The organism is Comamonas sp. SCN 65-56, assembly GCF_001724135.1.
Taxonomy (GTDB): Bacteria; Pseudomonadota; Gammaproteobacteria; order Burkholderiales; family Burkholderiaceae_C; genus Comamonas_C.
The window spans coordinates 57,620-84,124 of the sequence record NZ_MEDS01000023.1; the positions used below are offsets into that span (position 1 = coordinate 57,620).

24 protein-coding genes, 1 tRNA gene and 1 pseudogene are annotated in these 26,505 nt (G+C 64.0%); 14 read left to right on the forward strand and 12 right to left on the reverse strand.

The window, feature by feature from the left end; all coding sequences use genetic code 11:
- The first annotated feature begins 184 nt into the window (after positions 1-184).
- Genes ppsA through ABS45_RS12520 form a run of 3 tightly spaced genes read left to right on the forward strand, consistent with a single transcriptional unit; the run spans position 185 to position 4,973 of the window.
- Positions 185-2,575, forward strand: a complete 2,391-nt coding sequence (gene ppsA, locus ABS45_RS12510) for a phosphoenolpyruvate synthase (protein ID WP_291555862.1) — start codon at positions 185-187, stop codon at positions 2,573-2,575.
- Between the two features lie 21 nt (positions 2,576-2,596).
- A complete protein-coding gene (locus ABS45_RS12515) occupies positions 2,597-2,917 on the forward strand; it encodes a DUF4212 domain-containing protein (protein ID WP_291555863.1) in 321 nt (106 codons plus the stop codon).
- Positions 2,910-4,973: a VC_2705 family sodium/solute symporter gene (locus ABS45_RS12520; protein WP_291555864.1), complete on the forward strand. Its 2,064-nt coding sequence runs from the start codon at positions 2,910-2,912 to the stop codon at positions 4,971-4,973. Before ABS45_RS12515 ends, ABS45_RS12520 begins: the two co-directional genes overlap by 8 nt.
- Here the strand turns inward: ABS45_RS12520 and ABS45_RS12525 are convergent.
- The 3 genes from ABS45_RS12525 to ABS45_RS12535 all read right to left on the reverse strand — a co-directional run bounded on the left by ABS45_RS12525 (position 4,963) and on the right by ABS45_RS12535 (position 6,877).
- On the reverse strand, positions 4,963-5,319 hold the full coding sequence (locus ABS45_RS12525; RefSeq protein ID WP_291555865.1) for an FKBP-type peptidyl-prolyl cis-trans isomerase: 357 nt from the start codon (positions 5,317-5,319) through the stop codon (positions 4,963-4,965). The two genes, ABS45_RS12520 and ABS45_RS12525, sit on opposite strands and share 11 nt — an antisense overlap.
- Positions 5,320-5,350: 31 nt before the next feature.
- The gene (locus ABS45_RS12530; protein ID WP_291555866.1) at positions 5,351-5,656 is read right to left on the reverse strand and encodes a winged helix-turn-helix transcriptional regulator; all 306 of its coding nucleotides are present in this window, start codon (positions 5,654-5,656) and stop codon (positions 5,351-5,353) included.
- 231 nt (positions 5,657-5,887) lie between these two features.
- Entirely contained in the window at positions 5,888-6,877 is a 990-nt protein-coding gene (locus tag ABS45_RS12535; RefSeq protein ID WP_366246632.1) for a ketopantoate reductase family protein, read from the reverse strand.
- A gap of 279 nt (positions 6,878-7,156) precedes the next feature.
- On the opposite strand from ABS45_RS12535, the gene aceA reads away from it, so the two are divergent.
- Positions 7,157-8,488 carry an isocitrate lyase gene (gene aceA / locus ABS45_RS12540; protein WP_291555868.1) on the forward strand — a complete coding sequence of 444 codons (1,332 nt, stop codon included), beginning with the start codon at positions 7,157-7,159 and terminating at the stop codon, positions 8,486-8,488.
- 127 nt (positions 8,489-8,615) lie between these two features.
- The gene (locus ABS45_RS12545) at positions 8,616-8,897 is read left to right on the forward strand and encodes a hypothetical protein (protein WP_291555869.1); all 282 of its coding nucleotides are present in this window, start codon (positions 8,616-8,618) and stop codon (positions 8,895-8,897) included.
- On the opposite strand, the gene asd is transcribed toward ABS45_RS12545, so the two are convergent.
- Positions 8,879-9,730, reverse strand: a complete 852-nt coding sequence (gene asd, locus ABS45_RS12550) for an archaetidylserine decarboxylase (protein WP_291555870.1) — start codon at positions 9,728-9,730, stop codon at positions 8,879-8,881. The genes ABS45_RS12545 and asd overlap by 19 nt on opposite strands.
- Positions 9,731-9,871: 141 nt before the next feature.
- On the opposite strand from asd, the gene infA reads away from it, so the two are divergent.
- Positions 9,872-10,117: a translation initiation factor IF-1 gene (gene infA / locus ABS45_RS12555; RefSeq protein ID WP_291555871.1), complete on the forward strand. Its 246-nt coding sequence runs from the start codon at positions 9,872-9,874 to the stop codon at positions 10,115-10,117.
- A 47-nt stretch (positions 10,118-10,164) separates the two neighbouring features.
- Positions 10,165-10,241 (forward strand) — tRNA-Pro (locus ABS45_RS12560).
- Positions 10,242-10,402: 161 nt separating this feature from the next.
- Here ABS45_RS12560 and hemH read toward each other — a convergent pair.
- Positions 10,403-11,428, reverse strand: a complete 1,026-nt coding sequence (hemH, locus tag ABS45_RS12565; RefSeq protein WP_291555872.1) for a ferrochelatase — start codon at positions 11,426-11,428, stop codon at positions 10,403-10,405.
- 32 nt (positions 11,429-11,460) lie between these two features.
- On the opposite strand from hemH, the gene ABS45_RS12570 reads away from it, so the two are divergent.
- Complete coding sequence (locus ABS45_RS12570; protein ID WP_291555873.1) at positions 11,461-12,162, forward strand: HAD-IA family hydrolase; 702 nt, start codon at positions 11,461-11,463, stop codon at positions 12,160-12,162.
- Here the strand turns inward: ABS45_RS12570 and maiA are convergent, their stop codons facing one another.
- The 3 genes and pseudogenes from maiA to ABS45_RS12585 all read right to left on the reverse strand — a co-directional run bounded on the left by maiA (position 12,163) and on the right by ABS45_RS12585 (position 14,452).
- Positions 12,163-12,816, reverse strand: a complete 654-nt coding sequence (gene maiA, locus ABS45_RS12575; protein ID WP_291555874.1) for a maleylacetoacetate isomerase — start codon at positions 12,814-12,816, stop codon at positions 12,163-12,165.
- A 14-nt stretch (positions 12,817-12,830) separates the two neighbouring features.
- A pseudogene (gene fahA, locus ABS45_RS12580) lies at positions 12,831-14,142 on the reverse strand (fumarylacetoacetase).
- 46 nt (positions 14,143-14,188) lie between these two features.
- Positions 14,189-14,452 carry a hypothetical protein gene (locus tag ABS45_RS12585; RefSeq protein ID WP_291555875.1) on the reverse strand — a complete coding sequence of 88 codons (264 nt, stop codon included), beginning with the start codon at positions 14,450-14,452 and terminating at the stop codon, positions 14,189-14,191.
- Positions 14,453-14,497: 45 nt separating this feature from the next.
- On the opposite strand from ABS45_RS12585, the gene ABS45_RS12590 reads away from it, so the two are divergent.
- A complete protein-coding gene (locus tag ABS45_RS12590; RefSeq protein ID WP_291555876.1) occupies positions 14,498-15,841 on the forward strand; it encodes an MFS transporter in 1,344 nt (447 codons plus the stop codon).
- Positions 15,842-15,865: 24 nt separating this feature from the next.
- On the opposite strand, the gene rpoD is transcribed toward ABS45_RS12590, so the two are convergent.
- Together rpoD and dnaG are read right to left on the reverse strand one after the other, a co-directional pair.
- Complete coding sequence (gene rpoD, locus ABS45_RS12595) at positions 15,866-18,121, reverse strand: RNA polymerase sigma factor RpoD (RefSeq protein ID WP_291555877.1); 2,256 nt, start codon at positions 18,119-18,121, stop codon at positions 15,866-15,868.
- 277 nt (positions 18,122-18,398) lie between these two features.
- Complete coding sequence (gene dnaG, locus ABS45_RS12600; protein ID WP_291555878.1) at positions 18,399-20,264, reverse strand: DNA primase; 1,866 nt, start codon at positions 20,262-20,264, stop codon at positions 18,399-18,401.
- A 185-nt stretch (positions 20,265-20,449) separates the two neighbouring features.
- Between dnaG and ABS45_RS12605 the strand changes: the two genes are divergently transcribed.
- The 3 genes from ABS45_RS12605 to ABS45_RS12615 all read left to right on the forward strand — a co-directional run bounded on the left by ABS45_RS12605 (position 20,450) and on the right by ABS45_RS12615 (position 23,351).
- Complete coding sequence (locus ABS45_RS12605; protein WP_291555879.1) at positions 20,450-21,367, forward strand: serine hydrolase domain-containing protein; 918 nt, start codon at positions 20,450-20,452, stop codon at positions 21,365-21,367.
- Between the two features lie 15 nt (positions 21,368-21,382).
- Positions 21,383-21,583, forward strand: coding sequence for a hypothetical protein (locus tag ABS45_RS12610; RefSeq protein ID WP_291555880.1), 201 nt, complete (start codon positions 21,383-21,385; stop codon positions 21,581-21,583).
- Between the two features lie 118 nt (positions 21,584-21,701).
- On the forward strand, positions 21,702-23,351 hold the full coding sequence (locus tag ABS45_RS12615) for an acyl-CoA synthetase (protein ID WP_291555881.1): 1,650 nt from the start codon (positions 21,702-21,704) through the stop codon (positions 23,349-23,351).
- Between the two features lie 24 nt (positions 23,352-23,375).
- Here ABS45_RS12615 and ABS45_RS12620 read toward each other — a convergent pair whose 3' ends face one another.
- Entirely contained in the window at positions 23,376-24,212 is an 837-nt protein-coding gene (locus ABS45_RS12620) for a TlpA disulfide reductase family protein (protein WP_291555882.1), read from the reverse strand.
- An 84-nt stretch (positions 24,213-24,296) separates the two neighbouring features.
- On the opposite strand from ABS45_RS12620, the gene ABS45_RS12625 reads away from it, so the two are divergent.
- Positions 24,297-24,605: a hypothetical protein gene (locus ABS45_RS12625; protein WP_291555883.1), complete on the forward strand. Its 309-nt coding sequence runs from the start codon at positions 24,297-24,299 to the stop codon at positions 24,603-24,605.
- A 27-nt stretch (positions 24,606-24,632) separates the two neighbouring features.
- Positions 24,633-26,069 carry a 23S rRNA (uracil(1939)-C(5))-methyltransferase RlmD gene (gene rlmD / locus ABS45_RS12630; protein WP_291555884.1) on the forward strand — a complete coding sequence of 479 codons (1,437 nt, stop codon included), beginning with the start codon at positions 24,633-24,635 and terminating at the stop codon, positions 26,067-26,069.
- A gap of 6 nt (positions 26,070-26,075) precedes the next feature.
- Here rlmD and ABS45_RS12635 read toward each other — a convergent pair whose 3' ends face one another.
- The gene (locus tag ABS45_RS12635; RefSeq protein ID WP_291555912.1) at positions 26,076-26,399 is read right to left on the reverse strand and encodes a hypothetical protein; all 324 of its coding nucleotides are present in this window, start codon (positions 26,397-26,399) and stop codon (positions 26,076-26,078) included.
- Positions 26,400-26,505: the final 106 nt, after the last annotated feature.

The window sequence follows — 26,505 nt, forward strand, 5'->3', positions numbered from 1 at the left end:
GTATGAAACAGGTTGCAAGGGGTGGGCGGCTAAAGCCTACAATCACACGATTATTCCCATTCCTCACCATGCAGCGCGCTGGCCTACACCTCCAACGACAAAGCTTCACACGCTGCATGGGCGCGCGCGCGCCGGATTTTGACGGCGCTGCGGCAGACCCGGTTTCAACTTCTGGAGCTTTCCCATGTCTGCACGCTTTGAGGCGACCGCCCTGGTCGTACCGTTTGAAAACCTGAGGATGACCGATGTCGAGGTGGTCGGCGGCAAGAACGCCAGCCTCGGCGAGATGATTTCGCAACTGCCGCAGGGGGTGCGCGTGCCCACCGGCTTTGCGACGACAGCGCACGCGTTTCGCGAATTTCTCAAGTACGAAGGCCTGCACGATCGCATCAGCGCGCGCTTGGCGGCACTTGACGTGGACGACGTGCGCGCGCTGGCTGCCGCTGGCGCTGAAATCCGCGGCTGGGTTGAGAGCCAGCCCTTTCCAAGAGACCTTGAAAAAGCGGTGCGTGACGCCTTTGCCACGTTGAGCAGCGGCAATGCACAGGCAAGTTTTGCGGTGCGCAGCTCGGCCACGGCCGAAGATCTGCCGGATGCTTCGTTTGCCGGCCAGCAGGAAACTTTTCTGAACGTGGTCGGCATAGCCGACGTGCTGCACAAGATGAAGGAAGTGTTCGCCAGCCTCTACAACGACCGCGCGATCAGCTATCGCGTACACAAGGGCTTTGCGCACGACGTGGTGGCGCTATCGGCCGGCGTGCAGCGCATGGTGCGTTCGGACAAGGGCGCGGCCGGCGTGATGTTCACCATCGATACCGAAAGCGGTTTCGACCAGGTGGTGTTCATCACCAGCAGCTACGGCTTGGGCGAGACCGTGGTGCAGGGCGCCGTCAACCCCGATGAGTTTTACGTGCACAAGCCGATGCTGAAGGCGGGCAGGCGCGCGGTGATCCGGCGCAACCTGGGCTCCAAGCTGATCCAGATGGTGTTTGCCTCGCCCGAGGAAAAGGCCGCATCGGGCAAGCTCGTGAAGACGACGGAAGTTGCCACCGAGCAGCGCAACCGATACAGCTTGAGCGACGTCGAGGTTGAGCAGCTCGCGCACTATGCGCTCACCATCGAGCAGCATTACGGTCGCCCCATGGACATCGAGTGGGGCAAGGACGGCACCGACGGACAGCTCTACATCCTGCAGGCGCGCCCCGAGACGGTGAAAAGCCAGGCCAAGGGCCAGGCCGAGCAGCGCTTCAAGCTCAAGAGCACGGGGCCCGTATTGGCCGAAGGCCGCGCCATCGGACAAAAAATCGGCACCGGCCCGGTGCGCCTCGTGCACGACATTCGCGAGATGGACAAGGTGCAGGCGGGTGACGTGCTGGTGACCGACATGACCGACCCGAATTGGGAGCCGGTGATGAAGAAAGCGAGCGCCATCGTCACCAACCGCGGCGGGCGCACCTGCCACGCGGCCATCATCGCGCGCGAGCTGGGCATTCCGGCCGTGGTCGGCTGTGGTGACGCGACCGAGCTGCTCAAGGACGGCACGCTGGTCACGGTGAGCTGCGCCGAGGGCGATACCGGCCACATTTACGACGGCCTGCTGGAAACCGAAGTCACCGAGGTGCAGCGCGGCGAGATGCCCAAGATCGCCACCAAGATCATGATGAACGTCGGCAATCCGCAGCTGGCGTTTGACTTCGCGCAACTGCCCAACGAGGGTGTGGGCCTGGCGCGGCTGGAGTTCATCATCAACAACAACATCGGCGTACACCCCAAGGCCATCCTGGACTATCCGGCGGTCGATGCCGATCTGAAGAAGGCAGTGGAGAGCGTGGCCCGCGGCCACGCCAGCCCGCGCGCCTTCTACGTTGACAAGGTGGCCGAGGGCGTGGCGACGATTGCTGCCGCCTTCTGGCCCAAGCCCGTCATCGTGCGCCTGTCGGATTTCAAGAGCAACGAATACCGCAAGCTCATCGGCGGCAGCCGTTATGAGCCCGATGAAGAAAACCCCATGCTGGGCTTTCGCGGCGCGGCGCGCTACATCAGCAAGGATTTTGCCGAAGCCTTTGCGATGGAGTGTGAGGCGCTCAAGCGCGTGCGCGGCGAGATGGGTTTGACCAATGTGCAGGTGATGGTGCCCTTCGTGCGCACGCTCGGCCAGGCCAAACGGGTAACCGAACTGCTGGCCGAGCATGGCCTGAAGCGCGGCGAGAACGCTCTCAAGCTCATCATGATGTGCGAGGTACCGAGCAACGCGGTGCTGGCCAACGAGTTCCTGGAATACTTCGACGGCTTTTCTGTCGGCTCCAATGACCTGACCCAGCTCACGCTCGGGCTCGATCGCGATTCCGGGCTGGAATTGCTCGCGCACGATTTTGACGAGCGCGATCCGGCGGTGAAGGCGCTGCTCAAGCAGGCGATTGCCGCCTGCAAGGCCCAGGGCAAGTACGTCGGCATCTGCGGCCAGGGGCCCAGCGACCACCCGGATTTTGCCCAGTGGCTGGCGGACGAGGGGATTGCCTCGATTTCGCTCAATCCTGACTCCGTGGTGGCTACCTGGCAGCAGCTCGCTCGCTGACGCTACCGACCTGCGCCGCGCATGCCCACGGCCACCACGCCTGAATCAGACGCCGAGCGGGTAGGCGTGCCGCTTGATCCGGCGCTGGCGGATTTGCACCACCTGGGGTTCAAGCTGGCCTTGCTGGCGGTTTGGGCTGCGGTCTCTTTTGGCGTGGGTTATTTCGCCGCGGATCTGCAGTTTTCGATCGGTCCCTGGCCTTTCAGCTATTGGGTTGCGGCGCAGGGCGGGATGCTGGTATTCATCGCCCTGGCCTGGGGCTACTGCTGGGCGATGCAGCGTTTTGAGCGTCGACAGCGGATGGAAGAGGGTGCGCGCCCCGAAGGCAAGGCGCATGGCTGATCCGGGCAGCGCCGAGCGCTCTTACAGCAGCCGCATCCGCCACATCCTGGGTCTGTATGTCATCGGCCTGATCGGCTTCATTGCCACGATGGCCTGGGCCGAGCAACAGGGCCTGTCGCGCCACTGGATTGGGCCGATTTTCCTGTTCCTCACGGTGATGGCGTATGCCGTCATTGGCGTGCATGGCCGTACCTCTGATCCGGCCGAGTACTACGTCGCGGGACGACGCGTTCCACCGATCTACAACGGCATGGCGACGGCTGCCGACTGGATGAGCGCGGCGTCGTTCATCAGCTTGTCCGGTGCGCTTTATCTGCAGGGGTTTTCAGGCACGCCCGGAGCGCCTGGCGGGCTGGCCTACATCCTGGGCTGGACTGGTGGTTTCGTGCTCGTGGCCATGCTGATTGCGCCGCCACTCAGGGCGATGCAGCTCTATACCATTCCGGACTTCTTCCAGGTGCGCTTCGGCGGCCGCTGGCCTCGCATCCTTGCCGCACTGGGGGCGGTGCTGTGCTCGTTCACCTATGTGGTGGCGCAGATCTACGGCGTCGGGCTGATTGCCTCACGGCTCACAGGTGTGCAGTTCGAGATCGGCATCATGCTGGGCTTGGGCGGCGTGCTGCTGTGCTCGTTTTTGGGCGGCATGCGAGCCATCACCTGGACTCAGGTGGCGCAGTACGTGGTGTTGCTGCTGGCGTTTCTCATCCCGGTATCGTGGCTTGCGTACAAGCAGTTGGGCAATCCAATGGCGCCGTTGGCCTACGGGCAGCAGCTGGGCAAAATCGCGGAACGCGAAAGTGCGCTGCTGGCGTCGGCTGCCGAACGCCAAGTCATCGCTGCCTATGAGGAGCGCGTGCGTGAAGACGTGGAGCGCCTGGCGGACGTGCCTGCGGCCCTTGAGCGCGAGCGGCGCGAAGCGCGCGAGCGCATCCAGCAGCTGCGTTCGCGCAACGCCGATGTGGATTTGATCGTTGCCGCGAGTCGTGAGCTGCTGGCTATGCCGCGCGATGAGGCCGAGGCGCGTGCGCGCTGGACACGTGATCTGCGCGAAAACCAGCAACGTGCACAGCCGCTGGGAGGGCTGCCGCGGCACATCCAGCCGTTTGCAGGAGACCCGGCGGGTGACGAGACGCAGCAGGTGCAATACGACCTGTCGCGGCGCAACTTCATCGCCTTGCTGTTCTGCCTGATGCTGGGAACAGCCGGCATGCCACACCTCTTGATGCGCTACTACACCGTGCCGACGGTCGCCGCTGCACGTGCGTCCGTGGCGTGGTCGCTGGTCTTCATTGCATTGCTGTACCTGAGCATTCCGGCATTGGCAGCGCTGGTGAAGTTTGAGGTCATGAACCATCTGGTGGGCAGCCGATTTGACGCGCTGCCCAGCTGGATTGCGCAATGGGCAAGCGTGGATTCCTCGCTGCTGTCGGTACAGGACGTGAATGGCGATGGCATCGTGCAGTTCGGTGAGATCCGGCTGGGTGCGGATCTGCTGGTCCTTGCCGCGCCCGAGATTGGCGGCCTGCCTTATGTGGTCTCCGGCCTGGTGGCGGCCGGCGGCCTTGCGGCGGCCCTTTCGACGGCCGATGGCCTGCTGCTCACGATCAGCAATGCGCTGGTGCGCGATCTCTATTTCCAGCCGGGCAGGCGCAAGGCTTCTCCGGAGCAGCGGGTGATTTTGACGAAATTCACCCTGCTCACAGTGGCACTGGCGGCGGCTTTCGTCGCTGCGCTCAGATCTTCGGAAATTCTGCCGCTGGTGGCGGCATCGTTCTCGATCGCCGCGGCAACCTTTGTGCCTGCCATGGTGCTTGGAATCTACTGGCGCGGCATGACCCGCCATGGAGCCGTCGCAGCCATGGCGGTGGGCCTGGGGGTAACGCTGTATTACCTGGTGATCCACAACCCGGCAGCGCGCGCATGGCTGCCCGCTGGATTGCTGGTGCCGGGCCTGTGGTGGGGCATAGAGCCCATCTCGGCCGGGGCCTTTGGCGCGCCGGTGGGAGGGCTGGCCGGATGGCTGGTCAGCCTGATGTCGCGGCGCTTCAGTCGATAGCGAGCAGCTCGACGTCGAACAGCAGCGTTGCATTGGGCGGGATCACGCCGCCGGCACCGCGTGGACCGTAGCCCAATTCCGAAGGAATGAGGAGCGTGCGCTGCCCGCCCACCTGCATTCCCTGCACGCCTTCGTCCCAGCCGCGGATCACCATGCCGGCTCCGAGCGGAAACTCGAACGGCACGCCGCGATCGTGGCTGGAGTCAAAACGCTGGCCCTTGCCGCCGTCCTGGTGCAGCCAGCCGGTGTAGTGCACGCGCACGGTCTGGCCTTTGCGGGCAGGCTCGCCTGCGCCGGTGCAGAGGTCTTCAAATTGAAGGCCGGAGGCGGTGGTTGTCAATGCCACTGTGAAGGTTCCTTTGGTGAATGGAGAGTGCTTATTTTCTGGCGCGCGCTGCCGACCAGCGGGTGGCGAACGCCTGGATGTCCGAAAGCCGCTTGAGCAGGTCCTGGCCGGAGGCGGTAACGATGTAGCCATCACTACCGTGGTCCAGAAACCCGGCTTCGCGCAATTCCTTGATGCGGGTATTGAGCGTGTTGGGCGTGATGCCGCCGACACTGTCTTGCAGCAGGCGAAAGGTTTGCGGATGGCCATCACGCAATGCCCAGAGTACGCGCAGTGCGTAACGGCGTTCCAGCCGTTCAAGAAGCAGGTTGACGGCGATGTTTTCTTTGGAACCCATGGATTGTCTCCCGGTGCGAAACGGTGTTCAGTTGCCCATGCCTTGGCAAAGACAGCTAAAAAGGATAGCGCTATGGTAACGTGGAAACGCGTGCCATGCCAGTTTTTCTGCCAGCAATCCAATCAGTCAGCCCGGAGCTTTCGTGCTGCGACTGGCAGTTTTGTTGTTTTTCGGCATTTTCAAGGCGCTGGCGGCGTGGACAAAGCGCCAACAGCTATCAATGCTGCAGATTCAGGCCTGCTGCTGCGACGCGTTGCGGCTTTCCATCATGCGCACCAGCACCAGCAGCGTGCGGTTGACTGGCGTGGCAATGCCCAGCTGCGTGCCGCGTTGGACGACGTAGCCATTCAGGTGCTCGATTTCCGTCGGCTTGCCGCGGGCAATATCCTGCGCCGTTGACGAGAGTTGCCCAGGCATGGTTGCGACGATCGTGCGCAGGGCCGCATGGATGTCGCCCGGAATCCGGACCCCATCCGCCCGGGCCACCGCCAGGCATTCCGTGACGATGTCCTGCACGACTTCTTCGGCGCCGATTTGCTGCATCAGCCAACCGTAGGGTTGCTGCAGCAGTGCCGACAGGGCGTTGACTGCGCTGTTGATGATGAGCTTGGCCCAAAGTGCGCCACGGACGTTGTCTGATATCTGTGTCGGTATGCCGGCGGTCTGCAACTGGGTTGCAACGGTGGTACTGAGCGGCGAAGGCGCCAGCACCAGGTCTCCGCGGCCATAGTGGCGCACGTGACCAGGGCCAGCCATTGCCGTGGCCACGTAGACCACGGCGGCTGCCACGATGCAGGCGTTGCCCAGCACGGCGCGTGCACGCGCGTCGTTGTTCACGCCGTTTTGCAGCGTGAGCAGCAGGGTGTCCGGATGGACGTAGGGCTTGATCTCCCGCGCCGCCGCCTCGGTGTCGCCTGACTTCACGCACAGGAAAACGACGTCTGCGCCCCGGACTGCCTCGGGCTGTGTGCTCGCGTGCAGCGGGACAAAGCTGTCTTCGGTGGCGGTTTGCAGGTGCAGGCCGTGTTCTTCAATCGCCCGTACGTGGGCGGGGCGGCCGATCAGCGTGACGGCATGGCCTGCGCGCGCAAGCATGGCACCGAAATAACAGCCCACGGCTCCGGCGCCGACGATGGCGAAGGACAGGGGTGTCGTCGCTGCAAGAGCTTGGGTCATGGATGGCGCCTCTGGGATGCTGGAAATCTGAGATTGGTGAACCATCGTAGCGCGACTGTTTTGCGGCAACGGCGGCATGTTTCCTGCATTGTGAAAAACATTTGTATAAATTGAAATGCAAACATGTTGCGCCGCAACAAAATTTCCCGAATGCAAAAATTCAATGCCGCAATGCAATATTTCGCATGCAAGCCATTGTTTTGTATTGATTAAATTTATGTCTTATATAAGACACAAGACATTGTCCAAGTCTTCTATAAGACTTAGACTGGAGCCACTGTACCGAGACGGGTACCGTTCTTTTTTCAACCTTCGGAGAAGACCATGCCGCAATCGCTGAACGCCCAACTCAGCCGTGACCAACAAATCGCCGCCCTCGAGAAGGACTGGGCGAACAACCCCCGCTGGAAGACCGTCAAGCGCGGCTACAGCGCCGCCGACGTGGTGCGTCTGCGCGGCAGCCTGCAGGTCGAGCACACGCTGGCCAAGCGCGGCGCCGAGAAGCTCTGGGAATTGATCAACGGCGAGTCCAAAAAGGGCTACGTCAATGCCTTCGGTGCCATCACCGCCGGTCAGGCCATGCAACAGGCCAAGGCAGGCCTTGAGGCCGTGTACCTGTCTGGCTGGCAAGTCGCCGCCGACGGCAACACCAGCGAGACCATGTACCCCGACCAGTCGCTGTACGCCTACGACTCGGTGCCGACCATGGTGCGCCGCATCAACAACACCTTCCAGCGCGCCGACGAGATCCAGTGGGGCCGTGGCGTGAATGCTGGTGACAAGGAGTTCATCGACTACTTCCTGCCCATCGTGGCCGACGCCGAAGCCGGCTTTGGTGGCGTGCTCAACGCCTTTGAGCTGATGAAGAACATGATCGCCGCCGGTGCGTCCGGGGTGCACTTCGAAGACCAGCTGGCGGCTGTCAAGAAGTGCGGCCACATGGGTGGCAAGGTCCTCGTGCCGACGCGCGAAGCGGTTGAAAAGCTGATTGCCGCGCGCTTCGCTGCCGACGTGATGGGCGTGCCCACGATTGTGCTGGCGCGCACCGACGCTGAAGCCGCCAACCTCCTGACCAGCGATGTGGACGCCAACGACAAGGCTTTCCTGACTGGCGAGCGCACGCAGGAAGGTTTCTACCGCGTGAAGAACGGCTTGGAGCAGGCCATCAGCCGTGGTGTCGCCTACGCACCCTATGCCGATCTGGTGTGGTGCGAAACCGGCGTGCCCGACATCGGTTTTGCACGCGAGTTCGCCCAGGCCGTGCTGGCAGCCAATCCCGGCAAGCTGCTGGCCTACAACTGCTCGCCGTCGTTCAACTGGAAGAAAAATCTCAACGACAAGCAGATTGCAACGTTCCAGGAAGACCTTTCGGCACTGGGTTACAAGTTCCAGTTCATCACGCTGGCTGGCATCCACAGCAACTGGTACAACACCTTCAAGTTCGCCCACGCCTATGCGCGCGGCGAGGGCATGAAGCATTACGTCGAGATGGTGCAGGAGCCCGAATTCGCCGCGCGCGAGCAGGGCTACACCTTCGTGTCACACCAGCAGGAAGTGGGCGCAGGCTACTTCGACGACGTGACGACCGTGATCCAGGGCGGTTCGTCCAGCGTCAAGGCCTTGACCGGCTCGACCGAAGAAGCGCAGTTCCATTGAAGAGGCCCCATACCGTGCAGGCACCCGGCGTGCCTTGTACGGGTGACTGACGCGAAAAGGCTACCGCAAGGTAGCCTTTTGCATTGAAGGTTCAAGTTTCGCCGCGTTATGCCGATGAGTCAGGCATATGGAAATCCAGGCCAATACTGCTGAGCAACTCCCGGACGCCACCCCGCAGGGTTGGAGCAAGCGCTTCATCATGCCGCTGTTTCAGCGTGGCACGCAGGTGCGTCACGCGGGCCGCTGGGAGACCGTTGACTACGTGCACTTGCGCCGTCTGGAAATGGCGGTGTTTCTGGTCGGCCATGCCGAGCCGTTCTCGACCCGGCAGCTGGAACTGGCGCCCACGCTGTTCACCACGCAGCGCGTTCCTGCGGCGGAAAACATCGGCTATACCTCGGGCCTGTAGGCCATGGCTTCCCCAAGGCGAATGGGGCGCCCGGCCGCCCAGTCGTCGGTCCAGCGCAGGTCGGCGCGGGGCAGCAACACGATCACCGTCGAGCCGAGCTGAAAGCGGCCCATTTCCTCCCCTTGGCGCAGGTGAATGGATGAGGCTGCGTAATCCCAATGGCGCAGTTGTCCGGTACGCGGCGGGTTGACCTGCCCGTGCCAGACGGTCGCCATGCTGCCGACTATGGTTGCACCCACCAGTATCAGCAGCATCGGACCGAATGCCGTCTCGAACAGGCAGACCACGCGTTCATTGCGGGCAAACAGCCCTGGCACGTTGCGTGCCGTCGTCGGATTGACCGAAAACAGGCTGCCCGGTACGTGCACCATGCGCAGCAAGCGGCCATCGCACGGCATGTGGATGCGGTGGTAATCGCGCGGGCTCAGGTACAGCGTTGTAAAACTGCCGTCGGTGAACCTTGCCGCCAGCGCTGCATCACCACCGAGCAAGGCAGTTGCCGTGTAGCTGTGACCCTTGGCCTGGAAGATGCTGCCATCCTTGATGGCGCCGAGCTGGCTGATGGTGCCGTCCACGGGGCAGGTCAGGGCGGCGGGCGTCAGTGGTCGTGCGCCGGGACGCAGCGCGCGCGTGAAGAAGGCATTGAAAGTAGGGTAGGCCGCCGGGTCCGGTTCGGCCGCTTCACTCATGTCCACGCGGTAGCGCTGGATGAACCATCGGATGGTTGCGGTGGTCCAGCGACCGGCATGGGCGTTGGCCCAGCGTCCAGCCAGCCGCGTCATCAGCAGCTTGGGAGCCAAATATTGGAGAGCGGTGGCTAGTTGATCGGACACGGCGGCAAGGGCAAAAGCGCGCAGTGTAATCGTGTATCCACAAAAGGAAGTCACCCTGTACAATACGCAGTTCGCTTTTTGCTTGTGCAGCCGATTCGGCTTGGGCGCAGCGGCGACCTATCTTGAGAAGAACAGACCTCTATGGCAAAGGAAGAACTCATCGAAATGCAGGGCAGCGTCACTGAAGTGCTGCCCGATTCGCGTTTTCGTGTGACGCTGGACAACGGGCATCAGTTGATCGCCTACACCGGCGGGAAGATGCGCAAGCACCACATCCGCATTCTCGCGGGTGACAAGGTTTCGCTTGAAATGTCACCCTATGATTTGAGCAAGGGTCGGATCACCTTCCGCCACCTGCCCGGACGCGGGCCGGCGCCAAGCGCGTGAGCGTCGTCAGCGGTTTGGCTGATTGATGCGGGCAGCAAGTTGAATATCGGAGCGTAGCGCAGTCTGGTAGCGCATCTGGTTTGGGACCAGAGGGTCGTAGGTTCGAATCCTATCGCTCCGACCAATCGTCAATCCGGATGCATGCGCATGCATCCGGATTTTCTTTTTCCACCAATGAAATCAAGCACTTGGCGTCCGCTACTGTCTGCATGCGTCCGTGTGCAACCAAAGCCAAGGCGGGGAACGAAAACCCGAAAAACGGGGGGCGAGGGCTTGTCGAGGAGGTCAGTCCCCGACGTGGCCACCATTCGCCTGCGCCGGCCAACCGCTCAGGTGCTGCTGCGCAATGTGCGATAGCGCGGTGATCCACGCGTTGTCGTCGTTCAGGCAGGGGATGTAGCGAAACTGTTCCCCGCCGGCGTGGAGGAAGGCTTCACGCACTTCCTGATTGATCTCCTGCAGTGTCTCCAGGCAATCGGCAGTGAAGCCGGGGCAGATCACGTCGACGCTGCGGGTACCGCTCTTGGCCAGAGCGATCAGCGTGGGCTCGGTGTAAGGCTGCAGCCATGCCGCGCGGCCAAAGCGCGACTGGAAGGTGAGTTGGTATTGGCCGGGCGCAAGCTGCAGTGCAGCGGCCAGCAATTCGGTGGTTTCCTCGCATTGCGTGCGATAGGGGTCGCCCAGGCGCACGTTGCGCTCGGGGATGCCATGAAAGCTCATGATGAGTTTTTCGGCCTTGGAGCCCTCGCGCTGCCAGTGCCGGCGCACGCTTTGTGCCAGGGCGGCGATGTAGCCGGGGTGATCGTGGTAGCTGTTGACGAAGCGCAGCTCCGGCAGCGTGCGCTGTCGGCCTGCCCAGGCGGTGACGTCATCAAAAACGCTGGCCACGGTGGTGGAGGAATACTGCGGGTACAGCGCAAGGACCAGGATGTGCTGGATCCCTTGATGTGCCAGCGTTTGCAGCTGCTGCTGGATGGCCGGTTGGCCATAGCGCATTGCGGGCAGGACGGGCACCAGATGCCCCGCTTGGCCGAGCCAGCCGCGCAGCATGCTGGCCTGCTTGGTGGTCCAGAGCAGCAGCGGCGAGCCTTCCTTGGTCCAGATCGTTTGGTATTTGGCGGCAGACTTGGCCGGGCGGGTGCGCAGGATGATGCCGTGCAGGAGGGGCCACCACGCGATGCGCGGGATTTCAACGACCCGGCGGTCGCTGAGAAACTCAGCCAGGTAGCGGCGCAGTGCGGGGGCTGTAGGAGCGTCTGGCGTGCCGAGATTGCACAGCAGGATGGCGGTGGTGGGGGTGGGGGCCGTCATGCGGGCGATTGTGGCAGCTATGCTTGGCGCCCATGACACTTGATGTGCAGCGCATTCGCGCAATCAGTCTCGATCTGGATGACACGCTGTGGCCTGTGTGGCCGGTGATCGAACGAGCGGAAGGGGAGCTGCGTCTCTGGCTGGCCCGGCATGCGCCAGCCACGGCGCGACGCTTTCCCGATGGTGCCGCCTTGCGCGCGCTGGTCAAGCAGCTTTGGAGCGAGCGGCCCGAGCTGCGCGTGGATCTGGGCGCGCTGCGCCGTGAATCGATCCGCCTGGCGCTGCAACAGACGGGAGACGATCCGGCATTGGCAGAGCCGGCTTATGCCTGTTTTTATGCGGCACGCCAGAAAGTGCAGCTGTTTGAGGATGCGCTCGCTGCGCTCGAATTCCTGGCAAGCCGTTACCCCATCGTCGCGTTGACCAATGGCAATGCCGATGTGCATGCCGCAGGCGTGGGGCGTTTCTTTCATGCGCATCTGGGTGCGGCGCAACTGGGTTTTGCCAAGCCCGATGCGCGCATCTTCCGCGCAGCTGCTGCAGTGGCCGGCGTAGCCGCCGACGCGGTGCTGCATGTGGGCGACGATGCGGTGCTGGACATGCGCGGCGCGCTCGATGCGGGCATGCAGGCGGCCTGGGTCAACCGCGCTGGCGGCGCCTGGCCCGCCGATCAGGCGCTGCGACCGCAGGCCACAGTCACCGACCTGACCGCGCTGTGCACCCTGCTGCGTTGACTACGCCTTGGGAGGGACCGCATCCGGTTGGTTCACGGGTGCGGCGCGCTGAAACGCGGGCAGCGTGCCGCAGGCCGCATCCACCGCGCTGATCAACGGCCAGCGCGCCATGTCCACGTGAAAGCGCCGGGCGCTGGCGATTTGCGGGATCAGATAGCAGTCGGCCACGGTGGGGCGGCCGCCCCAGCTGAAATCCCCGCGCGTGGTGTCGGTGGACAGAAGTTTTTCGTAGGCATCAAAACCCTTGGTGATCCATTCGCCGCACCAGCGTTCCACGGCGGCCTTGTCTGCGCCCAGCTGGTGTTGCAGGTACTGCAGAATCCGGCGGTTGTTGATCGGGTGAATGTCGCAGCCGACGATGGCCGCCAGTGCCCGCACCTGGGCGCGGGCCTTGGCGTCTTTAGGCAGCAGCGGCGGTTCGGGATGGGTTTCTTCCAGCCATTCGATGATCGCGGGCGATTGCGTCAGCACCGTGCCATCGTCGAGCACCAGCGCGGGTACCAGTACCTGCGGGTTGACTTCGTGGAAATTGCCTTTCAGGTGCTCCTCGTGCAGCAGGTCGACGGCGATGTATTCGGCTTGCACGCCCTTGAGTTCCAGCGCGATGCGCGTGCGGTGCGAGGTGCCGCTGCGAAAGTAGTTGTAGAGCTTCATGGTGCTTGGTCCACTCAGAGGCTGCGCGCGGGCAGCACCTGGCCGCGGCATTCGCCAAAGCCGATGCGCGCATGGCCCGGTTTCTCGCACCAGCCGCGCAAGACCACCGCGTCGCCATCCTGCAGAAAGGTGCGCTCTTCGCCATTGGGCAGCTTGAGCGGGTTCTTGCCGCCGGTGGTCAGCTCCAGCAGCGCACCGGCCTGGTTCAGCGTGGGGCCGGAGAGCGTGCCAGTGCCCAGCAGGTCGCCGGGCTGCAGGTTGCAGCCGTTGATGCTGTGGTGCGCCACCATCTGCGCCAGCGTCCAATAGGCATGGCGGTAGCTGGTCTGGCAGATCGTGGCTTCAATGGCGCCGTCTTGCGCGCGCATGGCCGGCGTCTGCAGGCCGACGGAGAGCTGGATATCTAGAGCGCCCGCCTCGCGGTTGTGCTCGCTGTCCAGGTAGGGCAGCGCCCGCCGGGCGCGCAAAGGCCGTGCGGTAAGGGGTCAGGGCTTCCATCGTCACCACCCAGGGCGAAATGGTGGTGGCAAAGTTCTTGGACAGGAAGGGCCCCAGCGGCTGGTACTCCCAGGCCTGGATGTCGCGTGCCGACCAGTCGTTGAGCAGGCACAGGCCAAACACGTGCTCTTCGGCCTGCGCCATCGGCACCGCCTCGCCCAGCGCGTTGTATTGGCCGAGGAACACGCCCAGCTCCAGCTCGATGTCCAGCCGCTTGCTGGCGCCCAGCACCGGTGCCTCGCTGTCCGGCGCTTTCAGTTGCCCGCACGGGCGGGCGAAGTTCTGGCCCGAGACCACGACGCTGGACGCGCGCCCGTGGTAGCCGATGGGCACCCATTTGTAGTTGGGCATCAAGGGGTTGTCGGGGCGAAACAATCGCCCGACGTTGGTCGCGTGGTAGATCGAGGTGTAGAAATCGGTGTAGTCGCCGATGCGCGCGGGCAAGGCGTATTCCACCTGAGCCTGCGGCACCAGGAAAATTTGCAGCACCGCCTGCTCATGCGCGCCTTCGCGCAGCGCGCGAGACAGCGCCAGGCGCAGTGCGCTCCAATGGGCCGGGGTGAGGCCCATCAGCGCGTTCAGCGTGCTTTGGCTGGCGGCGGCCAGCGCCTCGGCGGCGCGGCCGCTGAAGGGTTTGGCCGAGTGCAATTCGGCCAGGTCGATGACCTGGTCGCCGATCGCCACGCCGCCGCGCAGCGGCTCGGTGCTGCCCTTGCGGCGAAACACCGCGAATGGCAGGTTCTGGATCGGAAAATCGCCGCCTTCGGCGTGCGCGGAGCTGAGCCAACTGCGCAGATGGGGGTCATGGGTTTCGTTCAGTGCGGTCATGCGATAGCCCTCGTGAGACTTCGGGGAAGGATGGGCGGCAAGCTTATCAGTGCGGCGCAGCACGTGCCGCGCGGCCAGGCAAGGCCGTCAGGCGGGTGCGGTTGCTGGCGGGATGGATGGTGTGGCCGGTGCGTGCGTCAGGCGCAGCCAGGCGGCTGATGCCGGAGTGTTCATGGGGGCTGAACTTGAGAAGCTCTCCATTCATTCGCATCAGCACGGACAATCGTGGCATGTGCTGCATGCGCCGCGCCGTTGCCGCGCGGCGGTGGCTGGTGTTGGTCTGCAGCTGACTCGTTTTTGTGTCATTCATAAGCAAAATATGCCTCCAGCGCCCATGGGACGTGCGCAAAGCGCTATGGTATTCATTGTCATTGCCTGTGCGTTGATGATGATGTCGATCGATGCCACCATCGTTGCCACCGCCTTGCACGCCCTTGCCAGTGACCTGGGTGCGCCGATCAACTGGACCGGCTGGACCATTACCGCCTACTGGTTCGGTTACGTGGTGATGCTGCCCGTGGCGGGGCGCCTGGCCGAGCGCTTTGGCAATCGGCGCGTGTTCTTGCTCTCCGCCCTGGCGTTTGCGCTGGCGTCGCTGGCTTGTGGCCTGGCAAGCAATATCTATGCGCTGGTGCTGTTTCGCGCGCTGCAGGCCATGGGTGGCTCCGGATTGACACCGGCAGCCACGGGCATCGTGGTGGTGTGGTTTGGCGGCGGGCGCGATCGCATCCTGGGCCTGTTCGGTGCGGTGTTCTCGGTCGGCAGCCTGATCGGTCCGGTGCTGGGCGGGCTGTTTGTTACCTACGCGCATTGGCGTGATGTGTTTTTCGTGAATGTGCCCGTCGGTTGCGCCATGGCTTTGCTCGGCTGGTGGCTGATCCCGCCGGACCGGCTGCAGGACCGGTCGTCTCGCAGCATGGACTTGCCCGGCGTGCTGCTGCTCGGTACGGCAGTGATCGCCGGCATGCTCGCGGCGAGCTTGCTGGGCAATCCGGACGTGCGTGTGGCTTCCTGGCCGTTTCTCGTGCCCTTGGCGCTGGCCATCGCCAGCGGCTGGACGTTCTTTCGGCACATCGCCAGGGTGGCTGAGCCGTTCCTTCCACCACGCCTGATCTATGGCAAGGGTTTTGCCGCGACCAATTTGCTCAACGCCACCTACGGCGGGGCGGTGACAGGCGCACTCACACTGGTGCCGCTGTATGCAGCGCTGCGCTACGGCCTGGATGCGCTGGATGCCGGCACGCTGCTCACGGCGCAGGCGGTGGTGGGGTTGGTGGTCGGACCGCTGGCGGCCTGGGCGCTGCGCTGGAGCGGCTACCGCTTGCCGTTTTACGTCGGCGGCGTGCTGGTGGCCTTCGGCATGCTGATGCTGGCGCTGGCACCGCGTCTGGGTCTTTCGCCGTGGCTGTGGCTGGCGCTGGCCACGGTGTTCACCGGGGCGGCCAGCGGCCTGATGGGGCCGGCGAGCCGCAATGCCGCACTGCAACTGGTACCCGAGCGCGCGGCCACCATGTCGGCGTTGCGCGCGACGGCGCAGCAGGTGGGGGTGATCGTGGCGTTGGCGGTCATTACCCTGGCGATGGCTGTGTCGCCTGCGCAGGGCGACGTGCTGGCCACAGCCTATGGGGCGCTGGCGCTGATGTCGCTGGCGCTGCTGCCAGTGGTCGCGCGGGTGCCGGAGCACCGCGGCGCCTGGTAGGGCGCCGCGGCGTGCATCGGCCGATTACAGCGAGTCGATGAAGCTTCGCAGCTTGTCGCTGCGGCTGGGGTGCTTGAGCTTCCTCAGCGCCTTGGCCTCGATCTGACGGATGCGCTCGCGCGTCACGTCGAACTGCTTGCCGACTTCTTCGAGCGTGTGGTCGGTGCTCATCTCGATGCCAAAGCGCATGCGCAGCACCTTGGCCTCGCGCGGGGTCAGGCCGTCCAGGATGTCCTTGACCACGTCGCGCAGGCCGGCCTGCATGGCGGCGTCGACCGGCGCGGTATTGGCGCTGTCCTCGATGAAGTCGCCCAGGTGCGAATCGTCGTCGTCGCCGATGGGCGTTTCCATCGAGATCGGCTCCTTGGCGATTTTCATGATCTTGCGGATCTTGTCCTCGGGGATCTCCATCTTCTCGGCCAGCAGGCTGGCGTCGGGCTCGAAGCCGAACTCCTGCAGGTGCTGGCGCGAGATGCGGTTCATCTTGTTGATGGTCTCGATCATGTGCACCGGGATGCGGATGGTGCGCGCCTGGTCGGCGATCGAGCGCGTGATGGCCTGGCGGATCCACCAGGTGGCATAGGTCGAAAACTTGTAGCCGCGACGGTATTCGAACTTGTCCACCGCCTTCATCAGGCCGATGTTGCCCTCTTGAATGAGATCAAGGAATTGCAGACCGCGGTTGGTGTATTTCTTGGCAATCGAGATCACCAGGCGCAGGTTGGCCTCGATCATCTCCTTCTTGGCGTGGCGGCTGGCGCGCTCGCCGTCGTTCATGCGCTTGTGGATGGCCTTGAGCTCGGCCAGCGGCACGACGACGCGCGTCTGCAGGTCGATCAGGTTTTGCTGCAACTCCTGCACCGGCGGGATGTTGCGCGCCATGATGGTGCTCCACGGTTTGCCTGCGGCGGCTTGCCTTTCCACCCAGTGCAGGTTCAGCAGGTTGGGCGGGAACTCCTTGATGAAGGTTTCTTGCGGCATGCCGCATTTGTCGACGATGATGCGACGCAGTTCGCGCTCCTTCTTGCGCACGTCGTCCACCTGCGCGCGCACCATGTCGCAGAGCTTTTCAATCGTCTTGGCCGTGAAGCGTATGGACATCAGTTTGGACGAAATCTCACGCTGCACCTTCATGTACCCAGGCGTGCCGTAGCCCTCCTTGTCGTAAATCTTGTGCATCTTCTCGAACAGGCTGCGCAGCTCGTCGAAGCGCTCCATCGCGTCGCCCTTGAGTTTTTCCAGCAGGCGCGTCATGGCCTTGGAGCCGCCCTTGCCATCGTCGTCGTCCTCTTCGTCGTATTCGTCGAAGTCTTCCTCGGCGACGTAGTCGTCGGCTTCCTCCGGATCGGCAAAGCCGTCCACCACCGTGTTGATGATGACCTTGCCGGCGCGGATTTCCTCGCCCATGTTGAGGATTTCGGCGATCGTGGCCGGTGATGCGCTGATGGCCTCCATCATGTCCATCAGGCCGCCCTCGATGCGCTTGGCGATCTCGATCTCGCCCTCGCGCGTGAGCAGTTCCACCGTGCCCATCTCGCGCATGTACATGCGCACCGGGTCGGTGGTGCGGCCGAACTCGCTGTCCACGGTGGACAGGGCGGCCTCCGCCTCTTCCTCGGCCTCTTCCACGGTGGTGGCGGTGGGGGTGACGTTGTTCTGGAACAGCGTCTCGGCGTCGGGCGTCTGCTCGTAGATCGCCACACCCATGTCGCTGAGCAGCGAGGTCACGGCCTCCATGGTTTCGGCGTCGACCAGCTTGTCGGGCAGGTGGTCGGAGATTTCGCCCTGCGTGAGGTAGCCGCGCGTCTTGCCCAGCGTGATCAGCTTCTTGAGCTGGGCGCGGCGCTTGGCCATGTCTTCTTCGGAGAGAACGGTTTCGTCCAGGCCGAATTCCTTCATCAAGGCGCGTTCCTTCGCCTTGCTGATCTTCATGCGCAGCGGCTTGACCTTCTCGGCGGGTGCTTCGGCAGCGGCTTCCGCGACTTCGGGCTCGCCCTCCAGGTCCGCTTCAATGTCCGACAGATCGGTGTCGTCTTCTTCCGCGCCTTTCTTGCCCTTGCCCTTCACGGCACCTTTGGCGCCGGCCTTGGCTGCCTTGGCAGGTTTGGCCACTGCGGCGTCAGCCTTTTTGCTGGCACGCTTCTTGGCAACAGGCTCTGCTGCGGCTTCCTTGGCGGCGGCGGGTTTCTTCTTTTTTTCTTCGGCGGGCGCCTTGCCGGCCTTGGCGGGCTTGGTGCCGTCGTCGGTAGCGGCAGGCGTGGCGGATTTTCGAGCGGGCATGAAATTCCTCGAGGTCAGGGCAGGGTCACAAACATCGTCGGTGCAATATCGGCCTGATGACGCACAGAGTGCGCACCAGCGGAACACGCTTTTTCGCGTGGTTCCGAAAGGCAAGATGTCTGGGCGAACATTTGGTGTGCAGCCCTTGCGGGAGGTGTTGGGCAAAGCGCTTTGCTGCGCTGTATCGTGCTGCCCGGACCGGAGGTACTGCTGTCGCTCTTGCCTGTCAAGCCGTACATTATAACGATTTTGCCAATTTCAAGAGGCAAAAATCGCTCTATGGCGCGTTGCTTGCCGCCTTCAGCGCGCGTCGGCGCTCTTCGAGCTCGCGGTAGCGCTGCAGCGCCAGCGGATCCTGACTGCTTGCGGCAATCAGCGCGCTTTGTTCCTGCTCAATGGCTTCGATGTGCAGGCGCCGCAGCACATCGTGCAGTTCGGCCTGCAGTTCGGTATCGTTGCCCTCGGTCTGTGCGTGCGAGCCGGTCATGATGCGCTCGGCCAGCGGCTCGCAGGCATGGTTGCGCAAGGCTTCGCGCAATTGCGCCCAGGAGAGCACGCCATGCTCGTGCCATTGGCCTTCGAGCCAGACAAACAGCGGGCCGTGGGGCTCTGCCAGGTTGCCCAGTGCCATGCGGTCTTCCTGATCCAGCGATTCCAGAAACGCCATGTGCGAGAGCAGCAGGCGCAGCGCGTGGTCGCTGCGTCGCGTCGGTTTGCCGCGCTGCAGCGGCGCCTGCGTCGCCACGCGCCCGCCCGTGTGGCGCGAGCCGCGCCAGTCATTGCCCTTGCGCCAGGAACGATATCCGGTCGAATCGGCTTCTGGCGCTTTCTGGTATTGCGCAGATTGCTTCTGTTTCCATAGCTCAAGCAGGGGCTGCGCCTGCATGTGCCCGAGCGCTGCCAGCTCCGTCAGGAGCTGCTGTTTGAGCGCGCCTTCGGGCATCAGATTCCAGAGCGGCTCGGCGTTGCTCAGCATATGCGCTCGCCCCTCGGCCGTGCCCTGATCGCAGCCTTCGCGCGCGGCCTCCAGCAGAAAGCGCGACAGCGGCATCGCGTCGCCCAGCTGGCGTGCAAACGCGTCCTGGCCGAAGGTGCGGATGAAGCTGTCCGGGTCATGCTCGGGTGGCAGAAAGAGAAATTTGATGGCCCGCGTGTCGGTGGCATAGGGCAGGGCGGCATCCAGCGCCTTGCGCGCCGCGCGCCGCCCGGCGGCGTCGCCGTCGAAGCTGAACACCACTTGCTCGGTGAAGCGAAACAGCTTGTGCACATGCTCCGCCGTACAGGCCGTGCCCAGCGTTGCCACCGCGTTGCCAAAGCCCAGCTGCGCCAGCGCCACCACGTCCATGTAGCCCTCGGTCACCAAGACGCTTCCGGCCTCGCGGATGGCCTGGCGCGCCTCGTACAGTCCGTAGAGCTCGCGCCCCTTGTGAAACACCGGGGTTTCGGGCGAATTCAGGTATTTGGGTTTCTCATCGCCGAAGACCCGCCCGCCAAAGCCTATGCATTCGCCCTTGACGTTGCGAATGGGAAACATCACGCGGTCGCGGAAGCGGTCGTAGCGTTTGCCGTCTTCTTCGCTCTGGATCACCAGCCCCGCCTCCACCAGCAGCGGGCTGTCGTACTCGGCGAACACGCTGGCCAGGCCATGCCAGCCAGCGGGCGCATAGCCCAGTCCGTAGCGCTTCGCAATCTGGCCGCTCACGCCTCGGCCCTTGAGGTAGGCAATTGCGTGCGCTGCCTCGCGCAGGTGCTGGCGGTAGGCCTGGCCGGCCCTGGCCAGCACGTCGGTAAGTGTGGCCTGCTGCTCCTTCTGCTGGGCGGCGCGCTCGCGTTCTTGTGGCGAGCGCTCCTCCTCGGGTACCTGCAGGCCCGCCTGCTGGGCCAGTTCCTGCACCGCCTCGCGAAAGCCCATGGCCTGGTGCTCCATCAGAAAGCCTATGGCGTTGCCGCTCTTGCCGCAGCCAAAGCAGTGAAAGAACTGCTTGGACGGGCTGACGCTGAACGAGGGTGATTTTTCGCCGTGAAACGGGCACAGCCCCATGAAATTCGCGCCGCTCTTCTTGAGTTGCACGTAGCGGCCGATGACCTCGACCACGTCGGTGCGGTCGAGCAGTTCCTGCAGGAAAGAGGGTGGGATGGGCACGCCGCGATTGTCGGTCTTTGGGTCGGGGGCCGATGGAGTGTGTTCTACACTGGTTTCGGCCCCATGGATGGAGCCACATCCGAGACGCAGATCGGGGCGGGCCATCCCGCATGGTTCTGCGCTGACCCCAACCGACGATTTTTCACGGGAGACAACTGACCATAACCCAGCCAGTCGATGATGTTTTGAAAAACGCCGTGCGCAACGGCGCTGCGCCGAATGTGGTGGCCGTGGTGGGCGATGCCGATGGCCTGCGCTACACCGGTGCGGCCGGCGCGCAAGGACCGGGTATGCCGCAAGCGGTCGATGGCGATACGGTGTACCGGATCATGTCCATGACCAAAATGGTGGTCACGGTGGCCGCGCTGCAGTTGATGGAGCAGGGCAAGCTGAATCTGAATGCGCCGGTGGCCGATTACTACCCGGACTTTGCCCAGCGCAAGGTGTTGACCGGCTTCGATGGCGATCGGCCGCTGCTGCGGGCACCCACGCGGCAGGTGACGGTGCAGCAATTGATTACCCATACGGCCGGGCTGAGCTACAGCTTTTTCAATCAGGATTTGCTCAAGTGGGAACAGGTCACCAACTACGTCGGCATTTTGTCGGGTGAGACGGAGTTGCTGCAGTCACCCTTGATGTTCGATCCGGGCGATCGCTTTGAGTACGGTCTGAACATCGATGTGCTGGCGGTGGTGATTTCGAACATCACCGGCAAAAAGCTCGATGTGCATCTGGCAGACGCGATCCTGAAACCGCTGGGAATGCGCAGCACAAGCTATCACAAGCGTGATGTGGACGAGAGCAAGATCACGCCGATCCAGGCGCGAGGACCCGATGGAAAGTGGGTCGATACCGGCGTGGACTATGCGCAGAACCCGGCGTTGATACCGGGCGGCCACGGGTTGTATTCAACGCCCAATGACTACCTGCGCTTTCTGCGCGTCTTGTTGCGTGGCGGCGAACTGGATGGCGCACGTATCCTGCAGCAGAAAACCGTGGATGCGGCGTTTTCCAACCAGATTGGCGCCTTGGAGTTTCCGCCGACCATCTCGACCGCCAACCCGACTCTGACTTGCGATTTCAGCGCTGGGCCTGGCTTGTAATGGGGCCATAGTCTGTTGCTGGTGCCGGGCGATGTGCCGGGGGCGCGGCGTGCATGGTCTGGTGCCTGGGCCGGCTTGTGCAACGCGCAGTTCTGGATCGATCGCACGACAGGCATTTGCGGCGCGCTGTTTTCGCAAACCCTGCCGTTCGTCGAACCGGCCATCTGGAAGATGTATGTGGATTTCGAGCAGGCGGTGTATGCGAATCTGACGTAATCAGACCCGCAATGCCGAAGTGGCCCCCTCTTTCCGCGTGCGTTGACATCGGCGCGCCGGGCAGAGGGGGTTTGTTTATGCTTGTCGTTTTTTTCAGCCACAGTCAAGGATTCATTCCATGCCAGAAAGCATCTACAGCCAGCATCTGGATCGCAACAACGCCAATTTCGCGCCGCTGACGCCCTTGTCCTTTATCGAACGCAGCGCCGAGCTTTATCCCGAGCGCCTGGCCATCGTGCATGGCGCGCTGCGCCAGACCTGGGCGCAGACCTATGCGCGCTGCCGCCAGCTGGCCAGCAGCCTGCGCCGCGCGGGCATAGGCAAGAACGACACCGTGGCGGTGATGCTGCCCAATACGCCGCCCATGGTGGAGGCGCACTTCGGCATTCCCATGGCGGGCGCGGTGCTCAACGCGCTCAATACGCGCCTGGACCCGGAAACCGTCGCCTTCATGCTCGACCACGGCGAGGCCAAGGCGGTGATCGTCGATCCCGAGTTCACGCCGGTGATGGCCAAGGCCATTGCGCTGCGCAAGAGCAGCGCGCCCCTGCTGGTGATCGAAACAGAGGATGCACTTTACGGCCCTGCGGCCCAGCCACTGGGCGGTACGCGCTATGAAGATTTTCTTGTGGCGGGCGATGCGACGTTCGCCTGGGAACTGCCGGAGGACGAGTGGGACGCGATAGCGCTCAATTACACCAGCGGCACGACGGGCAACCCCAAGGGCGTGGTCTATCACCACCGCGGCGCGGCGGTGAACGCGATCAGCAACATCCTCGAGTGGGACATGCCCAAGCACAGCGTCTACCTGTGGACGCTGCCGATGTTTCACTGCAACGGCTGGTGCTTCCCCTGGACGGTGGCGGCGCGCGCAGGGGTCAATGTCTGCCTGCGCCGGGTCGAGGCACAGGCGATCTTTGACGCCATCCGCAACCACGGCGTGACGCACTACTGCGGCGCGCCCATCGTGCAGTCGCTGCTGGTCAACGCCCCGGCCGCGATGAAAGAGGGTGTGCCGGCGGGCGTCAAGGCGATGGTGGCGGGTGCCGCGCCGCCGGCTTCGCTGATCGAGGGCATGGAGCAGATGGGCTTTGATCTGACGCATGTCTACGGGCTGACCGAGGTCTATGGCCCGGCCACCGTCTGCGTCCAGCAGGACGACTGGGCGCAGCTGGATATCGGCGAGCGTGCCCGGCTCAACGCGCGCCAGGGCGTGCGCTACCACCTGCAGCGTGCGGCGCGCGTGATCGATCCGCAGACCATGCAGCCGGTGCGTATGGACGGCGAGACCATGGGCGAAATCATGTTCCAGGGCAACATCGTGATGAAGGGCTACCTGAAGAACGCCAAGGCCAGCGATGAGGCGTTTGCCGGCGGCTGGTTTCATACCGGCGATCTGGCGGTGCAGTACCCGGATGGCTACATCAAGATCAAGGATCGCAGCAAGGACATCATCATCTCCGGCGGCGAGAACATCTCGTCGATCGAAGTGGAGGATGTGCTGTATCGCCACCCGGCGGTGCTGGCGGCGGCCGTCGTTGCGCGCCCGGATCCAAAGTGGGGCGAGACGCCCTGCGCCTTCCTGGAGCTCAAGGCGGGCGCGCAGGTGAGCGAGGCGGACATCGTCGCGCATTGCAAGAAGTACCTGGCCGGCTTCAAGGTGCCGCGTGCCGTGGTGTTCGGCGAACTGCCCAAGACCAGCACCGGCAAGATCCAGAAATTCGAGCTGCGCCAGCGCGCCGGGTCGGCGACCGCGATCGATGTGTGATCGGCGCCGCGCTGGCGGTGCGGGCTACTTTTTCGCCAGCGCCAGGCGTTCGGCCAGCGTGGCGGCGGAAAGCTCGCCGGTGCGCCGCGCGACCAGCGTGCCCTCGGCGTTGTAGAAGAGCGTGGTGGGCAGGCCGTTGATGCTCAGCAGGCGGCTCAGTTCAGAGCCGGTATCCAGCAATACCTTGTCGGCGGGCAAACCCTGCTGCGCCGCATAGCGGGCGGTTTTGCCCTGGTCCTCGCCCTGGTTGACCCATAAAAAGCGCACCTGCGGGTGCTGCTGGCTGGCCTGCTGCAGCACCGGCATCTCGCGTCGACAGGGTGGGCACCAGGTGGCCCAGAGATTGACCACGACCACCTCGCCCTTGAGTGCCGGCAGCGACACCACCGAGCCATCCAGCGCGCTGGCTTGCCAATCGGGCAAGTCGTTGCGCTGTGCGGTGGATGTGCTCTCGGCACCCATTGGAATGGCCTGCAGCACCAGCATGCCGCCCAGCCATAGCGCCAGAGCTGCGGCGGCGCCTGTGCTGACCGTCGTGCGCCAGGGGCTGCGCGCGGACCACAGGAACAGCAAATAGGCGACGAGCGCAGAGACGCCCCACCAGGGCGCCCAGCCGCCATCGCGAATGTCGAGCATGGACCAGGGCGCGGCGCCGTATTCGCTCTGGAAGTTGAGTACATAGCCCAGCCGCGCGGCCACCAGCACCAGCGCCAGCATGAGCCAGCTGTGCCGCGCTCCCGCCGGCTGGCCGGCGCGCCGTGCCAGGCGCTCGTGCAGCATGCTGCCGACGATCCAGGCCAAGACCAGCAGCAGCGGGGCCAGCGGCAGGACGAGCGGGCCGAGCCGCAGGGTGGATTCCATGGGCAGTCTCCTTTCGCTGCAGTATGCACAAGGCGCGAAGCACGCAATAATTGTCGGCGTACTCCCCAACCATCAGGGCTTGCCATGATTCGCCTACCCGCCACCCTTGTCGCTGCCGTGCTGGCAGCTTTGTCCACCAGTGGCGCCTGGGCCAGCTGCTATGTGGTCTATGGCCCGAATCAGCAGGTGGTCTATCGCAACCAGACGCCGCCGGTGGACATGTCGCGCCAGGTGCACGAAACCCTGCCGCTGGTGGCGCCGGGCGGGACCCTGGTGTTTTCGCTCGACAACTTTGGTTGCGAGCTGCCGGTGAACAAGCTGCCGCTGAAGGTGACGGCGACGGCCAGGAAGGCCAGGCAACCGGCGCGCGAGCGGCTGATTTCGGGCTCCTGACGCTGCCGCGCTGCGACAATCGGGCCCATGAACCACGGCCCGAACAGCAACGACGCGCAGCTCCCTCCCGGCTGGCTTGAAATCACCTCCATGGACATGGAGGCGCAGGGCGTGGCGCACCGCGACGATGGCAAGGTGGTGTTCGTCGACGGCGCCCTGCCGGGCGAATGGGTCAGCGCTGTTTCGCGCCGCAGCAAGAAGCAATGGGAGCAGGCGGACCTGACCGAGATCCACCGCGAATCCAGCCAGCGCGTGCAGCCGCATTGCCCGCACTTTGGCCTGCATGCGGGCGCCTGCGGCGGCTGCAAGATGCAGCATCTGGAAGCCTCGGCGCAGGTGGCGGCCAAGCAGCGTGTGCTGGAGGACAACCTCTGGCACCTGGGAAAGGTGCGGCCTGAAACCCTCTTGCCGGCGATCCACGGCCCCACCTGGGGCTACCGCTACCGCGCGCGCCTGGCGGTGCGCAACGTGATCAAGAAGGGCACGGTGCTGGTGGGTTTTCACGAGCGCAAAAGCCGCTACATCGCCGATATGCGCATCTGCAAGATTCTGCCGCCGCACGTGGATGCGCTGCTGCTGCCGCTGCGCGCGCTGATCGGCTCCATGGCCGCGCGTGACACCTGCCCGCAGATCGAACTCGCCTGCGGTGACGCCGTGACGGTGCTGGTGCTGCGCCACCTGGAGCCGCTGGCCGAGGCGGACTTGCAGCTGCTGCGCGCCTTTTCGCAGCAGCACGGCGTGCAATGGTGGCTGCAGCCCAAGGGCCCGGACAGCGCGCATCCGCTGCAGGCGGACGGGGCGCCACTGAGCTACAGCCTGCCGGAATTCGGCATCACGATCGCGTTTCGCCCTACCGATTTCACCCAGGTCAATCCGCACATCAACCGCGTGCTGGTGGGGCGAGCGTTGCGCCTGCTGGCGCCGCGGACAAGCGATCGCGTGATCGACTGGTTCTGCGGCCTGGGCAATTTCACCTTGCCGATTGCCACGCGCGCGGGCAGGGTGCTGGGCGTGGAGGGCAGCAGCGCATTGATTGCCAGAGCCAGGGAGAATTTTGATGAAAACAAGGCCCTTGCGCATACTGGTCAAGCGCTGGCAGCTACTGAATTTGAAGTATCCAATCTGTTCGAAATGACGGCTCAGGCGCTGATGGCGCACGGCAGCGCCCAGCGTTGGTTGGTCGATCCGCCGCGCGAGGGCGCGTTCGCCTTGGTCAAGGCGCTGGCCGATATTCATCAGGCCCGCATCGCTGTGGAAGGCGCTGCCGCATTGCCAGCTGAAGTGCAGACCTGGCAGCCCCCGCAGCGCATCGTCTATGTGAGCTGCAACCCGGCCACGCTGGCGCGCGATGCCGGTTTGCTGGTGCACCAAGCGGGCTATCGTTGCACGGCAGCCGGCGTGATCAACATGTTCCCGCACACCGCGCATGTGGAGAGCATGGCGGTGTTTGAGCTGGATGCCTGAGGGCGCTCAGCCGCGATTGCGTGACGAGGATTTGGCCGGAGCCTCCTCGTCGTCCTCCGGCGCTGCCTTGGGTGCAGCCTTGGGTGCTTGCGTGAGCACCGAAGGCACGCCTTCGACCTTGTTCTCGCGCATGTAGGCGTCCATTTCCTTCCAGCCGGCGTAGATGTTGGCCTTGGGCGCCTTGGGGTTGAGCGTGTAGCAGTCTTCCAGGCCGCGCATCGCATAGCGGCAGGCACCGCCTATGGCCTGCGCTTCCGCTTCACGTGCCTGTACGCGTGGATCGGGTCCCAGACCGGGGATGTCGCAGCCGGCCAGCAGCACCAGTGCCATCGCACTCAGGGCTGCGCGTGCGGTGATGGCTGCGCGATGGCGGCGGGTGGTGTGAGACATGCCCTCATTATCGGCAGCTGCGGCTGTCAATTGAGTGCGGGCAAAA